Annotated in this window: 11 protein-coding genes; 5 read left to right on the top strand and 6 right to left on the bottom strand. The window is 67.7% G+C overall.

All coding sequences use genetic code 11. From position 1 onward, the window contains the following. Window positions 1-32: 32 nt before the first annotated feature. The 3 genes from M1L36_RS18730 to M1L36_RS18720 form a co-directional block, all read right to left on the bottom strand. A complete protein-coding gene (locus M1L36_RS18730) occupies window positions 33-332 on the bottom strand; it encodes a hypothetical protein (protein WP_250875261.1) in 300 nt (99 codons plus the stop codon). Between the two features lie 85 nt (window positions 333-417). Further along, complete coding sequence (locus tag M1L36_RS18725; protein ID WP_369694270.1) at window positions 418-1,764, bottom strand: LLM class flavin-dependent oxidoreductase; 1,347 nt, start codon at window positions 1,762-1,764, stop codon at window positions 418-420. Between the two features lie 152 nt (window positions 1,765-1,916). Next, window positions 1,917-3,152: a carboxylate--amine ligase gene (locus tag M1L36_RS18720; RefSeq protein WP_250875259.1), complete on the bottom strand. Its 1,236-nt coding sequence runs from the start codon at window positions 3,150-3,152 to the stop codon at window positions 1,917-1,919. A gap of 137 nt (window positions 3,153-3,289) precedes the next feature. Between M1L36_RS18720 and M1L36_RS18715 the strand changes: the two genes are divergently transcribed. Beyond that, window positions 3,290-4,192 (top strand): zinc ribbon domain-containing protein, encoded by a 903-nt coding sequence (locus M1L36_RS18715; RefSeq protein ID WP_250875258.1) that lies wholly within the window; start codon window positions 3,290-3,292, stop codon window positions 4,190-4,192. Between the two features lie 24 nt (window positions 4,193-4,216). Here the strand turns inward: M1L36_RS18715 and M1L36_RS18710 are convergent, their stop codons facing one another. Then, a complete protein-coding gene (locus M1L36_RS18710; protein WP_250875257.1) occupies window positions 4,217-5,323 on the bottom strand; it encodes a DNA topoisomerase IV subunit A in 1,107 nt (368 codons plus the stop codon). A 1-nt stretch (window position 5,324) separates the two neighbouring features. Then, window positions 5,325-7,712: a DNA topoisomerase VI subunit B gene (locus M1L36_RS18705; protein WP_250875256.1), complete on the bottom strand. Its 2,388-nt coding sequence runs from the start codon at window positions 7,710-7,712 to the stop codon at window positions 5,325-5,327. Between the two features lie 176 nt (window positions 7,713-7,888). On the opposite strand from M1L36_RS18705, the gene gyrB reads away from it, so the two are divergent. Then, window positions 7,889-9,817 (top strand): DNA topoisomerase (ATP-hydrolyzing) subunit B, encoded by a 1,929-nt coding sequence (gene gyrB, locus M1L36_RS18700; RefSeq protein ID WP_250875255.1) that lies wholly within the window; start codon window positions 7,889-7,891, stop codon window positions 9,815-9,817. Between the two features lie 121 nt (window positions 9,818-9,938). Beyond that, window positions 9,939-12,476, top strand: coding sequence for a DNA gyrase subunit A (gene gyrA, locus M1L36_RS18695; protein ID WP_250875254.1), 2,538 nt, complete (start codon window positions 9,939-9,941; stop codon window positions 12,474-12,476). Between the two features lie 53 nt (window positions 12,477-12,529). Here the strand turns inward: gyrA and M1L36_RS18690 are convergent, their stop codons facing one another. Beyond that, window positions 12,530-12,853 (bottom strand): hypothetical protein, encoded by a 324-nt coding sequence (locus M1L36_RS18690; RefSeq protein ID WP_250875253.1) that lies wholly within the window; start codon window positions 12,851-12,853, stop codon window positions 12,530-12,532. 221 nt (window positions 12,854-13,074) lie between these two features. Between M1L36_RS18690 and M1L36_RS18685 the strand changes: the two genes are divergently transcribed. Both M1L36_RS18685 and M1L36_RS18680 read left to right on the top strand, forming a co-directional pair. Beyond that, window positions 13,075-13,509, top strand: a complete 435-nt coding sequence (locus M1L36_RS18685) for a DUF5793 family protein (RefSeq protein WP_250875252.1) — start codon at window positions 13,075-13,077, stop codon at window positions 13,507-13,509. Between the two features lie 126 nt (window positions 13,510-13,635). After that, entirely contained in the window at window positions 13,636-15,006 is a 1,371-nt protein-coding gene (locus tag M1L36_RS18680; RefSeq protein WP_250875251.1) for a phosphohexomutase domain-containing protein, read from the top strand. The last annotated feature ends 86 nt before the right edge of the window (window positions 15,007-15,092 follow it).

Below are 15,092 nucleotides of genomic sequence, written 5' to 3'. Positions count from 1 at the left end.
CGAACGGCCGGTCGTGGAGCGTCGGCCGAACACTACGGGCCGCCGCGTCCCCGTGGGTTACGCCCTCGGTAGAAGTGGTTCCCGAGGACGACGGGGACGGCGGCGAGGACGGCGTAGTGCCACTCCTCGGCGAACAGCGGCGGTGCCCAGACGACGATTGCGACGACGAACACGACCAGCGCGCCGGCGACGAGCATCCCCTTCGCGTCCCAGAGCGCCTCCGCGAGCAGGCCGACCGCCGAGAGAACGAGGAACGCGACCACTGCGACCGCCCGCTCGTCGAACGAGGAGAGCAGTCCGTGGCCTGGGTCGAAGAAGCTCTGGAACAACACGGGTCGAGGGAGGCCCGCAGCGGGGATAAACTCGCGTCCGGCGAGGCACTGGTCGGTTCCCGTTCACTACTCTTTCACTCCCCGTTCACTCCCGGCGTCGTCCCGGGTGGTCGGCCGGGAGTCGCGGGCCGTACCCCAGGGTGTTCTCCCGGAGGGTCCCGCCCTCGTAGGACTCGCGAAGCAGTCCGCGTTCGCGAAACTCGGGCACGACGAGGTCGACGAAGTCGGTCAGACTGTCCGGCCGGACGACCTCCTTGACGTTGAAGCCGTCGACGCCGACGTCGTGGAACCATCGTTCGAGTTCGTCGGCGACGTGTTCGGGCGTGCCGACGAGGACCGGCGAGGTGGTCCCGAGACCGGCGAACTGCGCTACCTCCCGGACGGTCCACTCCCGGTCGGGGTCGCTGGTGGTGAACGCGTCGACCGCCCCCTGGATGGCCTCGGTCTCGATGTGTTCGACGCGCTCGTCGGGGTCCAACGCCGAGAGGTCCATGTCCATGAACCCCGAGAGCAGCGCGAGGACACCCTCCACGTCGATGGCGTCTCGGTAGCTCTCGTACTTCGCCTCCGCGAGCGCCGCCGTCTCGCCGACGACGGGGACGATACCGGGGAAGAAGGCCAGTGAATCGGGGTCCCGGCCGTGGTCTGCGGCCCGTTCGCGCATGTCCCCGACGTAGTCCCGGACGCCGCGTTCGGTCGGGAGGCTGACGAAGACGGCCTCGGCGTTGCGGGCAGCGAACTCCCGGCCGCGCTCGGAGGACCCGGCCTGGTAGACGACGGGCGTCCGCTGGGGCGAGGGCTCGCAGCCGTGCGGTCCCTGCACGGTGAAGAAGTCGCCGTCGTGGTCGACGTCGTGGACGCCCTCCGGCCGGGTGAACACGCCCGCCTCGCGGTCCCGGACGACGGCGTCGTCGTCCCAGGAGTCCTCCCAGAGTGCGTAACACAGCTCCATGAACTCCTGGGCGCGGTCGTAGCGGTCGTCGTGGTCGAGGCGTTCGTCGACGCCGAGGTTCCGGGCGGCCGATTCGAGGTAGGAGGTGACGACGTTGAACGCGACCCGCCCGTCGGTGAGGTGGTCGAGCGTCGAGAACTCGCGGGCGAGCTGGTAGGGGTGGGAGTAGGACGTCGAGCGCGTCACGGCGAACCCGAGGTGGTCGGTCACCGAGGCCATCGCGGGAATCAGGTAGGAGGGGTCGTTCGAGGGCGTCTGGACGGCCTTCCGGATGGCCGTCTCCCGGGAGTCGCCGAACACGTCGTAGATGCCCCGCACGTCGGCGAAGAAGACGGCGTCGAACCCCCCGCGCTCGGCGGTGCGAGCGACCTCCTCCCAGTAGGTCCGGTCGGTGTACCGTGCCGACTGGTCGCCGGGGTACCGCCAGCTACCCATCGAGACGTGCTCGACGGCGTTCATCGTGAACAGGTTGAGTCGCATCCGACCGTCGTCGTCCGGACCGTCACCGTCCTCGTCTGTCCCGCCGCCGCCGTCGGGCCGCGTGTCGGTCATTGGGTTCGGTCCGGCCGCGGGCCGCTAAACTCCGGGGGAAAGCGGCCGAATCGGCCGTCGTCTCGGACACGCCGCCACGCTCAACAGGAGCAGTAGTAGTCCCGACCGCCGAACTCCGTCTCGACGAGGCGCTGGACGGGCCCCGGGTCGGCCGTGTCGAAGACGGCCGTCGTCACGTCGGCGTCGACGGGTCGCCCGGCCGCGACCGCTCGCCACTGCTCGCCGGTGAGGACGTTCGGAGTCTCGCCCCCGGCGAGGCCCGCGAGGAAGTCCCGGAGGTACACCCATCGTGAGGCGAGTTTCGGTCCGCGGGCGCGCTCGACGTCGCCGCCGACCGCCGACTCGTAGGCCGCGAGCGGGAGGTTCCGCCCGGCGGCGACGGGCAGACCGATCCACTTCCACGGGCGGGTGTTGATGTCGAGCAGGACGTGTTCGCCGCGGGCCGAGTCGTAGACGAACTCCGCCTCGCTGATGCCGTGGTACTCCGCGTCCGAGATGACCGAGAGGGCGTGCTCGCGAATCGTCGCGTCCTCGACCACGTCGACGACACACGACGTCCCGAACTGTCGCGGATGGCGGACCCGGGCGTTCCCGACGACTGCCAGCGGGTCGGCTTCCGAATCGTTCGGCGGTACGTACGAGGCCAGCGAGCGGTCCTCGCCGACCGCGACGTCGACCTTCTCCTGAGCGAGGACGCGGATGTCGGCCGACCGGGCGCGGTCGACGACGGCGTCGAACGCCTCGCGGTCCGCGACCTCGACGACGTTCGTCCCGAGAACCTCTTCGCCCTCGCGTTTGCGGGCGGGTTTGACGACGAACGGGAACTCGAGCGCTTCGGCCGCCTCGGTGGGGTCGACCGCCGCCAGCGAGTACGTCTCGGGGTACGGGACGCCGAGGCGGTCGGCCCGGGCGTACAGTTCCTCCTTGTCGAGGACGGCGGGGGCGGCGTCGGCGTCGAACGAGCGGCGAACGCCCTCGGGTCGCGTCTCGGCGAAGGCGTTCACCCACTCGTCCATGCACCCGAACGCGACCACCTCGCGGCCGATGGCCTCGACCAGTTCCTCCACGTCCTCGCGGAACGCCGCGCGGTCGTCGAGGGGGTAAGTCACCTCGCCCGCGGCGACGACGGCGTTCGAGGCGGGGGCGACCCCCTCCCCGCTCCGGTCGAGGGTGACGACGGGGACGTCGTGGGCGGCCAGCGCCCGAGCGACGCCCAGTCCCGTGATGTGGGCGTTCGCGACGAGCGCGGGCGGCCGGTCGAACTCGTGGTCGTTGAGCGCCGAACGGAGCGTGTCGAACGACGAGAACTGAGACATACCGGACGGACGGCCGAGGGCGGCAAAAGCCGACCGACATCACGACCGGGTTGCCGGTGACGGTCTCCGACGGTGGACACTGTCGGCGTCTCAGTCACCGGAACGTTTTACAGAGACGACACGCTCTGTCGACACGAATGCCCTCCGCGAGACCGAACTTCTGTGCCCACTGCGGGGCGGCCCTCGACGCGACGACCAACTACTGCCCGCAGTGTGGCACGCAGTGCGTCGAGACGACCCCGGAGGAGCGGCCGGCGGCGGCCCGGCACCGAGGCACGACGACGACCGACCGGGCGGGCGACGGCCCCGCCTCGAACCGCGAGCAGTTCCGCCGACGGGTCGACGACCACCTCCTCGACGGCTGGGACGTCGAACGCGACAGCGGCGACCGGGTCGTCCTCCGGAAACGCGAGTACGGGAGCGTCAAGGTCCACGCCGTCCTCCTCGTGTTCACCGGCGGCGTCGGGAACCTGCTGTACGGCTGGCACAAGTACAACAACGAGGGCGAGCGGCGCATCCTCCGGGCCGACGGCGACGACACGCTGTCGGCCTCGCTCGACCGGGACGTGCCGAGCGGCCACCGCGGGAGTCGGACGGGGTCGACCGGGTCGACCGGCAGCACCCTCGTCGGCTACGTCGGCGGGGCGCTCCTGTTGCTCTCGGCGATGGCGATGTTCGCCTCGTTCGACGTCGTCGTGATGACCCTTGGCGTGTTCTTCTTCGCGGCCGCGCTCTGGGCGATGCCCGCCACGCGCCGCCGCCTGCAGAACCGTCACCCACCGACGACGTTCGGGCGGACTCAGTCGACCGAGGAGACGACTCGCGTCGACCCAGACGCACCGTGCGTCGTCTGCTCGGGGGCCATCGAAGAGGGTGTCGAACGCTCGTACCGCGAAGAGGTCGTCGTCGCCGGCGTCCCGCTGTTCGAGACCGCCTCCGGCGAGAACAACTACTGTCGCTCGTGTGCGAGCGGTGGGCTCTCGGAGTTCACATCTGGGGCGTCGCCGACGGCCGACCGACCCGTCGAGACGGAGTTCTGAGTAACGGGTCGCGCTCGACCGCCTTCAGAGGATACCCATGTCCTCGAGTCGCTCGGGGAGGTAGGTGTCCGTCACGAAGTCGAGGCCACGAGAGGCGAGTGCCTGCTGTTCGGCCTTCTTGTCGATATCGAGTTGCAGTTCGATCTGCTCGCGCCAGTAGTCGGTCTGGAATCGGGGGTCTTCGAGTTCCGACTGGAGCGCGTTGACGTCCGAATCGCTGAGCGGGTCCGTCGGCAGGTCGTACTCGACGATGTCCGAGGGCTGGATGCCGATGAACCGCGCCTCGGGCGTCGCGAGGTACTCCGAGAGGTGAGCGGACTTGATGGACCCGTAGGAGATGGAGCCGAAGATGCGGTACGACCACGGGTCACCGTCGGTGAACACCGTCACCGGGAGGTCGAGTTCGTCGTGGAGTCGTTTCGTGAGGCGGCGAGTCGCCCGTGCCGGCTGCCCTCCGAGGTGGACGACGATGGTGTTGTACTCCTCGTCGAACCCGTTCTCGACGAGTCGGTCGCGCATCCCACCGGTCTCGACGGCCATCACGAAGTCGGCGTCGTGGTCGAGGAACTCGATGGTGTCGACGTTGTTCGGAATCTGGTAGCCACCCTGGCCCACGTCGTCCTGACAGTGGATCTGGCGCTCGCCGCGGTTGGTCTGTTCGCGGATGAGCAGCGGTCCCATCACCTTCGCGCCGGACTCCTCCGGGCGCATGTGGAAGTCCTCGCGCTTGACGTGCGAGACAATCTCCAGGTCCTCGATGAGACCGTTCGACTCGTCCTGGCTGTTGAACTGTGCGGCGTCTAAGTCCCACGACTCGCTGAGGTAGTACAGCTCACGCAGGGTCGACGAGCGGTTCTCCTGGAGCTGGTTCTGGAGGAAGTCGATGACGTAGATGGCCTTCAGGAGCTTCTGTGCGCCACCGACGGTGTTCGCAGAGCGCGTCGAGTGCCGGTCGCCGTACACCCAGACGCCCTGTTCCTCGTCGTACTCGATGTTGCTCTTCGTCCGCGTGGGAATCTGCATCGACGGCACCTCCCCCGCGGCGAACTGGTCGTAGAACTCCGCCGCGAGGTCGATGAGTCGCTCGCGGGCGAGTTCGTCCTGTCGTGGAATGTCGCTGTCTGAACTCATATCAGGCGTTCACCGTCAGTTTCGCGTCCTCGATACCCTCGACGGAGACGTCGAACGTCGCGTCGTCGCTCACGTCGTACTCCAGGACGGCGGTCTCGCCGGCCGCCACCGTCGGCGACCACTTGACGAACCACTCGCCGTCCATCTCGATGACCTGTGCGTCCTCGGGCTGGCCGGGGTCGACCCCGACGATGTCGGTGATGTCGGGGTCGGCGTTCGTATCCGAGAAGTTTCGGACGACGAGTTTCACGTGGCCGTCTTCCACCTCACGCTCGACGAGGACGTTGTTCATGATACGGGCCAGCGAGTCGCCGACGTTCAGTTGGTCGCGCTCGGTGACCTCGGAGAGTTTGTCGGCCATGCGGGGCAGGATGTCGGCGATGACGTTCTGCTTGCGCTGGCGCTTCTCCATCGAGCGGCGCTTGTTGAGGTAGCGTTTCATCTCGCGGGCCGCCTCCCGCAGCGCGAGTTCGATCTCGTCTTCGATGTTCGGGACGTTCGCGATGGCGTCCTTCGACTCGCTCGTGAACGGCACGTTCGTCGACGCGACGTGGATCATCAGGACGGCGGGGCCGTTGGGCATCCCGCTCCCGCCGGGTTGGTCCAGTCCGTAGTTTCGCCAGTTGATGCGTTTGACGACGTCCGTCGAAGCACACGCCCCGCGCTGGTAGACCAGCGGGACGCGGTTGGCGAACCGGAGGACGTCGACCTGGCCCTCGGCGGGGAGGTCGCCGCCGTAGGCGATGCCCGCCTCGACGATGAACGGGTCGCCGCCGTGGACCTCGGCGTCGCGGGTCGCCGCGGCGAAGAAGTCGGCGTCGTACTCCTTTCTCAGCCCCGCCTCGACGAGTTCGTCGGTGATGGGGGCGAGACAGTCCGTCGGTGGCGCGAGGATGTCCGTCTCGCGCATCGCTTCGAGCAGTTCGCTCGCGGTGTCGCGGTCGCCCTCCGTCTCCTTCACGCTCGGTGCGTCGTCGGGGACGGTCCGAGCGACCGCCCAGAACGACTCGACGACGTTCTCGCGGGCGGTCTCGCCGAAGCTCACGTCGTCGCGCTCTTTCGTCCGCTCGGCGGCCCGTTCGACGTAGTTCGACAGCGTCTCGTGGGTGATGCGGTCGCGCGCGTCGTCGTTGCCGGTGAACCCGGTCGCGACGCGGCGTGCGAGTGCTTCGACCGCGGCGTCGTCCTTCCTCGAGGTCGTCGCCTCGTCGACGAGCCTGAAGCAGTCGGCCTCCCGCCCGACGACTATCTCGCGCCACGCGGCGTCGACGGCGTTCTCACGGACCGTGTCGCCGAAGGTGACGCCGGAGTCGACCTCCGCGTCGTCCGCTGCCTTCTCGACGACCGCCCGGAGTTCGTGGTGGGCGAGTCGGTCGCGTGTAGCGACGGCGTCCGCGACCGCGCCGGCGAACGCGCTGGTCGCCTCCTGCCCTTTACCGTTGACGGCGTCGGTGATGGCCGCCTCGATGTCGGCGTCTTCGTGCGAGGCGGGCGGTGACCACGCCATCTCGCGACCGTAGTGGCGGTCACGGAAGTTGTCGACGACGCTGTCGGCGGTCTTCTGACCGACGCGGGTGAACTCCGACTGGAGGAACCCCGAGACGCTGTAGGAGTCGGTCGCGCCGAGCATCTTGATGAGCGTCCCGAGTTCGACGCCGTGGGGGTGGGGGCGAATCTCGGTCGTCTCGGCGGGCATCTGGTCGGTCGCCCGCTCGTACTTCAGGTGCTCGGAGGGCTCGCGGAACTCGATGCGGGCGTGGGGGTTGACGACCGCAGTGTGTTTGACGTAGTCGTGGAGCTGCTGGCGGGCGCGCATGTTCGCCTCCATCTCCAGTTCGATGCGGGTGCCGTGGGGTCGTTCCCACGTCGTCGTGTCCTCGACGGAGATTTCCGGTTCGTTCGAGTCCGTGTCGATGATGAGTTCGAAGTACTGCGCCTGTTCCTCGCCCTGTGTCTTCGAGGTGATCTTCGCGGGCTTGCCCGAGGTGAGCTGCGAGTAGAGAACCGCGGCGGAGATACCGATACCCTGCTGCCCGCGGGACTGCTCGCGAGCGTGGAAACGAGAGCCGTACAGCAGTTTCCCGAACACCTTCGGAATCTGCTCTTTGGTGATGCCCGGCCCGTTGTCCTCGATGACGAGACGGTAGTAGTCGCCGGCCTCGGCGATTTCGACGTAGATGTCGGGGAGGAGCCCGGCCTCCTCGGTCGCGTCGAGTGCGTTGTCGACCGCCTCTTTCACCGCGGTCACCAACCCACGAGCGCCCGAGTCGAACCCGAGCATGTGCTTGTTCTTCTCGAAGAACTCGGCGATGGAGATGGCTCGCTGGCCCTTCGCCAACTCCTCGGCGACGTTCCCGCCGCCACCGAGCTCCGACTGATATGAGGTCATCCTGTTGGGTCTCTTGCTACCGTGCGGTTAAAACCTCCCCGTTAGCGTGGTGAAAGTGTAACCGTGTGTCTCCGGCGCACGGTTCGGCGACCGTGCGCGTTCCACTTTCACATTCACTCCGCGCGCGCGTGCGGGGGCTTTATGTGTGGGAACTCCCAAGGAAATCCAAGTAGTTCATGTCGCAGGATTCAGAGTACGGCGCAGGACAGATTCAGGTCCTCGAGGGCCTCGAAGCTGTCCGAAAGCGCCCGGCCATGTATATCGGTTCGACTGATTCTCGCGGGTTGCACCACCTCGTCTACGAGATCGTAGACAACTCCATCGACGAGGCGCTCGCGGGACACTGTGACACCATCGAGGTCGTCATCAACGAGGACAACTCCGTCACCGTCAGGGACGACGGGCGGGGTATCCCGGTCGACACGCACAGCGAGTACGACCGCCCCGCGGTGGAGGTCATCATGACGATCCTCCACGCCGGTGGGAAGTTCGACAACAAGTCCTACCAGGTGTCGGGAGGACTCCACGGGGTCGGCGTGAGCGTCGTCAACGCGCTCTCGAAGTGGCTCGAGGTCGAGATCAAACGCGACGGCGCGGTGTGGAACCACCGCTTCGACCACGGCGAACCCCAACCCGAGGAGTTCCAGCGCGTCCGGGAGATGGAACCCGACGAGGAGACGGGCACGGAGGTCACCTTCTGGCCCGACGAGGAGATCTTCGAGACGACCGAGTTCGTCTACACGACCCTGGAGTCGCGCCTCCGGGAACTCGCCTTCCTCAACCCGGGTGTGAGCATCACGCTCCACTCCGAACCCGACGAGAAGGAGGCGACCTTCGAGTACGAAGGTGGCATCCGCGAGTTCGTCGACTACCTCAACGAGTCGAAGTCCGCGCTCCACGACGACGTCGTCTACTTCGACGCGGAGTCGGAGACCGACGACGGGGTCGTCCAGGTCGAAATCGCCATGCAGGCGACAGACGGCGTCCAGGGCTCCATCCACGCGTTCGCCAACAACATCAACACCCGCGAGGGCGGGACCCACCTCACCGGGTTCAAGACGGCGCTCACGCGCATCGTCAACGACTACGCGAAATCTCAGGGGCTCGCCGACGACATCGACGGCAACCTCAAGGGCGAGGACATCCGCGAGGGCCTCACCGCCGTCATCTCCGTCAAGCACCCCGACCCGCAGTTCGAGGGCCAGACGAAGACGAAACTCGGCAACAGCGAGGTCCGAGGTATCGTCGAGAGCGCCGTCCACGAAGAGCTCGGGACCTATCTCGAAGAACACCCGAACACCGCCGAGGTCATCATCCGCAAGGCCGTCGACGCCGCGAAGGCGCGGATGGCCGCGAAGAAAGCCGAGGAGCTGACGCGCCGGAAGTCGGCGCTCGAATCCACCTCCCTGCCCGGGAAGCTCGCGGACTGTCAGACCCGCGACCCGAGCGAGGCAGAACTGTTCGTCGTGGAGGGTGACTCCGCAGGTGGCTCCGCGAAGCAGGGTCGTGACCCCGGCTTCCAGGCCATCCTCCCGCTCCGTGGGAAAATCCTCAACGTCGAGAAACACCGGCTGGACCGCATCCTGGAGAACGAGCAGATCCGCAACCTCATCACCGCCATCGGGACGGGCATCGGCGAGGAGTTCGACATCGAGGACGCGCGCTACCAGAAGATCATCATGATGACCGACGCGGACGTCGACGGGGCACACATCCGCACCCTGCTCCTGACGTTCCTCTACCGGCACATGAAGCCGCTGCTGGAGGCGGGCTACGTCTACGCTGCACAACCGCCGCTGTACCGTATCCGCTCGGGCGGGGAGACGTACGACGCGATGACGGAGGCCGACCGCGAGCGCATCGTCGAGGAGCAGTGTGACGGGTCGCCCGACCAGGTCCAGCGATTCAAGGGGCTTGGCGAGATGAACCCCGAACAGCTCTGGGACACGACGATGGACCCCGACAACCGCATCCTCAAGCAGATCGCCATCGAGGACGCGGCCGCCGCAGACCGGATGTTCTCCGTACTGATGGGCGACGCCGTCGGGCCGCGCAAGCAGTTCATCAAGGAGCACTCGAAGGACGCCGAGTGGGTGGACATCTGATGGTCCCCCACCCGTCGCCCCGCCGACCAGCCACGGCCACACCGGCCACACGAGTACCGCAGACGACGACCGCGACCACGACGACACCGACCATGAACCCCACACCACGACGGAGGCACCGATGAGTTCGGACCTCCCCGGCGAAGCCCCGGACGTACCGGCAGAGCGCGTCACGCCCGTGCGCGTCGAAGAGGAGATGGAGCAGTCCTACATCGACTACGCGATGAGCGTCATCGTCGGGCGGGCGCTCCCCTCGGCGAAAGACGGGCTGAAACCCGTCCAGCGACGTATCCTCTACGCGATGCACGAGGCGGGCATCACGAGCCGTGCGGGCCACCGCAAGTCCTCGAACATCGTCGGGGACACGATGGGGAACTACCACCCCCACGGTGACTCCGCCATCTACGACGCACTGGCCCGAATGGCCCAAGACTTCTCGCTGCGCTACCCGCTCATCGACGGGCAGGGGAACTTCGGCAGCGTCGACGGCGACCCGCCCGCGGCGATGCGGTACACGGAGGCGCGGATGGCCCCCATCGCCGAGTCGATGCTGGCGGACATCGAGAAGGACACCGTCGACTTCGAGGGCAACTACGACGACCGCCTGACCGAACCGACGGTCCTCCCCGCCGCCGTCCCGAACCTCCTCCTGAACGGTGCCTCGGGTATCGCCGTCGGGATGAGCACGAACATCCCGCCGCACAACCTCGGCGAGGTGGTCGACGCGGCCATCGAACTCATCGACGACCCCGACTGCACCGTCATGGACCTGATGGAGCACGTCAAGGGGCCGGACTTCCCGACGGGCGCGAACATCGTCGGTCGCGAGGGCATCGTCGACGCCTACCAGACCGGTCGCGGGAAGCTCCGTGTCCGTGCGGAACTGGAGGTTGACGAGGACGAGCGGCAGATAATCATCACGGAACTGCCGTACCAGGAGAACAAGGCCCGGCGCATCGAGCGCATCGCCGACGACGTCAACGACGGGCGCATCGAGGGTATCTCGGACATCCGCGACGAGTCCGACCGCGAGGGCATCCGGGTCGTCATCGACCTCAAGCGCGGCGCGAACGCCGACGTCGTGCGAAACCAACTGCTCGAACACCACCTCGAACGGACGTTCAGCATCATCTCGTTGGCGCTGGTCGACGGCCAACCCCGTGTGCTGAACCTCAAGGAGATGCTCGAACAGTTCGTCCAGCACCGCCGGAACGTCGTCCGCCGGCGGTCGCAGTACGAACTCGACGAGGCCGAGGACCGCGCGCACATCCTCGAAGGCCGTCTGCAGGCCCTCGAGAACGTCGACGACGTGGTCGAACTCATTCGCAACAGCGAGGACCGCGACGCGGCACGAGCGGCCCTGCAGGAGGCCTACGACTTCTCCGAGCGCCAGTCCGACCACATCGTCCGGATGCAACTCGGGAGCCTCACGTCGCTCGAAGCGGCGGAACTCGAAGACGAGTACGAGAAGGTCTCCGACGAGATCGAGCGTCTGGAGACCATCCTCGGCGACGAGTCCGAACTGCTCGGCGTCATCAAAGACGAGTTGCGCGACGTCAAAGACGAGTTCGACGACGAGCGCCGGACCTCCATCGTCGAGGACTACGGCAACGTCACCCGCGAGGACCTCATCCCCGAGGAGGAGATGGTCGTCGTCCTCACGCAGGAGGACTACGTCAAGCGGATGCCGCTGTCAGCGTTCGACCCCCAGCACCGGGGCGGGAAGGGTATCATCGGCGCTCGCCTGAAAGACGGCGACCGTGTGTCGAAGGCGTTCCAGGCCTCGACCCACGACTACCTGCTCTGTTTCACCGACCAGGGCCAGGTCCACAAGCTGAAGACCTACGAGTTGCCCGAGATGGGCCGGACGGCCCGCGGGCGCTCGGCCGTCAACATCCTCAAACTCGACCGCGACGAGCAGGTGACGGCCATCGTCAACGCCGACGAACTCGACGAGGAGGAGTTCCTGACGATGGCGACCCGTGGCGGGTACATCAAGCGCACGCCCGTCACCGCGTTCGACAACATCCTCTCGACGGGCATCCGCGCCGTCAAACTGGAGGAGGGCGACGAACTCGTCGACGTGGCGGTCACCGACGGGTCGGGCGACGCCATCATCGGCACGCGCGACGGCATGACCATCCGCTTCGACGAGACCGAGGCCCGCTCGATGGGTCGCTCCGCACGCGGGGTCAACGCCATCAAACTCCAGGGTGACGACGAGGTGGTCGGTCTCGTCAGCACCACCGACGGCGACAAGTCGCTGCTCACGGTGACCTGGCACGGCTACGGCAAGCGCACGCCGCTGTCGGAGTACCGCGTCCAGTCGCGTTACGGGAAGGGACTCATCGACATCAAGACGAACGAACGCAACGGCCCCGTCGTGGCGCTGGAGACCGTCGCGCCCGACGACGACCTCGTCATCATGAGCGAGAAGGGCCAGATAATGCGGACCCACGCCCACGAGGTGTCCGAACAGGGTCGGAACACGATGGGCGTGCGCGTGATGAAACTCGACGACGACTGGGTCGCAAGCGTCGACGTGTTCTCGCCGGGCGACGGCGCGGACGACGATGCGGACGTAGACGACGCGGACGACGCGGACGACGCGGTTGGAGTCGACGAAGCAGTCGGAGTCGACGACGCGGACGAGGAGTAGCCCGACGCCACCTTTTTCGGACGTTTCGCTCTCTCGCCTCGCGAGCGCCGCCGTCAGTCCCGGTCGGCGGGCTCTTCGAGGCGGCCACGGCGTTCGTCCCACTCCGCGAGCGCGTCGAGTTCGGTCGTCGAGCGTCCGGCGGCGGCCCCGATGCGTCGTTCGAGGGCCAGCGGGTCGTCGGCGGTCGAGCCGACCTCGCGGGCGATGAGCGCCAGGGGCACCACGACCAGCGCGAACAGGCCGACGAGGACGCCCGCCGCGAGCGCCACCGCGAGCGACGCCCCCCACCACGCGACCGTCCCACCGACGGCGACGGCGACGAGGGCGACGAGCGCCCCCGCGAGTGCCACCCGCCGACGGTCCGCTGTGAAGACCATGTTACGGGTACGCTCTGCGTGGGTAAAGACCTCGTGACGGGTCGGGAAGATGGGGTTCGTCGGTGGTGTCCGTCGGTCGGGACATTCCGTCGACCGGGAGCGTCGGACCTCGGTTTCGGAGACACACTACCGCGTTGTCACGCCTCGATGAGAGGACTGGCGGGCGTCTCGGCGAAAATCGGCGTCACGTTCTTTGCTCGCGCGACCGAAGGCTAGCACGAATGAGGCGCGACTACTTCACACTCGACGTCGAGACCGCGGAGCGCGAGCGACCGGTCGTGAACGTCGAGTTCGACGGCCCCGACGGGCTGTTAGCCGAGCGACTGACCGACGAGTCGGGCGCTCCCCTCGACGCGGCGGACATCGACGTCTCCTATCGACTTCGCGAACCGGTCGACGAGTCGGCCTGGGGCGTCCTCGCCGTGTCGAACCGGTACACCGGTGCGTTCCTGTTCGAACTCGACACGAGCGCCGACGTGGTGTTCGACCTCGTGCGCGCGGCCCGCGACGGCGAGGAGAGCGACGGCCAGTTCCGACTCGTCGTCGACCACGACCGACCCCTCCTCGACGTCGACGTGGACACGCTGTTGGTGTACGACGAGAACGGCGGCCTCCTCCGACGCCACTCGCTCGTCTCCAGCGGCGTCGAACTCTGAGCGACCCCGAGCGTCGACCCCTCTCCGGTCGGTCGTCCGTTGTCGGCCCCGCCGTCGTCTCCCACGGTGTCCGGACCGCGGCCCGAAGACGAAACCAGCTAAGTAGCCGCCGCTGAAGCGTGGAGTATGGAACTCTTCGGGACCGCGGGTATCCGCGGCGACGCACGCGAGCGCGTCACGCCCGGCCTCGCGCTGTCGGTCGGACGGGCGCTGGGGGCGGAGATTCGCGAGCAGGGTGGCGAGGAACTGGTCGTCTCCCGGGACGGTCGGACGACGGGTACCGCCCTCGTCGCGGCCGTCGAAGCGGGCGCGTCGAGCGCCGGCGTGACCGTCCACCGCGTCGGCCAACTCCCGACGCCGGGGCTGGCGTTCGCCTCTCGGGGCCGGTTCGGACTGCAGGTCACCGCGAGTCACAACCCGCCCGCGGACAACGGTCTGAAGCTGTTCGTCGACGGCGAGGAGTTCGACGGCGAGGCCGAGGGACGAATCGAGGACCGCGTCGAGCAGGGTGTCGCCCCCGCGACGTGGGCGGAGTGGGGCCGGACCTACGACGGGTCGCCGCTGGTCGACTACCGCCAGGCGGTCGTCGACTACGCGCTGGGTCACGGCGAGCCGCTGTCGGGACAGACGGTCGTCGTCGACTGCGGGAACGGGATGGCCGCGCTCGCGACCCCGCAGGTGCTCCGCGCGCTCGGTTCCCACGTGGTCACGCTGAACGGCAACGTCGACGGCCACTTCCCCGGCCGACCCTCGAAACCCACTCCGGAGACGCTCGGCGACCTGATGGCGTTCGTCGCGGCCGCCGAGGACGACGTGCTCGGCATCGCCCACGACGGGGACGCCGACCGCATCGTCATCGTCGACGGCGACGGCGAGGTCGTCCACGAGGACACCGTCCTCGCGGTCCTCGCCGAACACTACGTCCGGACGAGCGACGTCGCCGACCCCGTCGTCGTGACGACGCCGAACGCCTCCGGCCGAATCGACGAGCGCGTCGAGGAGGCGGGCGGCCGAGTCGAACGCATCCACCTCGGCGCGCTCCACGAGGGCATCGCGAGCGTCCGCGAATCGGACGGTGACGTGGTGTTCGCGGGCGAGCCGTGGAAACACATCCACACGGCCTTCGGGCCGTGGATAGACGGCGTCGCCAGCGCGGCCGTCCTCTCGGTACTGGTCGCCGACCGCGGACTCGACGCGCTTCGGGCCCCGGTGAACGAACGGCCCTACCGGAAGGTGAGCGTCGAGTGTCCCGACGACGCGAAGGCACCGGCGATGACGACACTCGGGGCGACGCTCCCCGAGACTTTTCCCGAGGCGACCGTCGAGACGGAGTACGGCGTCAGACTGGCGTTCGACGACGGCTCGTGGACGCTCGTCCGGCCGAGCGGGACCGAACCGTACGTCCGCGTCTACGCCGAGAGCGAGACCGTCGACGACCTCGTCGAGACGGTCGTCGGGTTGGTCGAGGAGAGCGTCGCCGACGCGACTGCGCAGTAGTCACCTCGCCCCCAGGCGTCGCCCCGTCGCTCGTCGGGTTTCGTGTCAGTGAGCGTAGGCATGATACTGTGTTTCGCAATAGGTGT

Origin of the sequence: Halomarina rubra, assembly GCF_023699475.1 — an archaeon.
GTDB classification, from domain to species: Archaea; Halobacteriota; Halobacteria; order Halobacteriales; family Haloarculaceae; genus Halomarina; species Halomarina rubra.
Note: the sequence above shows the minus strand (reverse complement) of the source record. Positions and strands in the feature narration are given on the sequence as shown.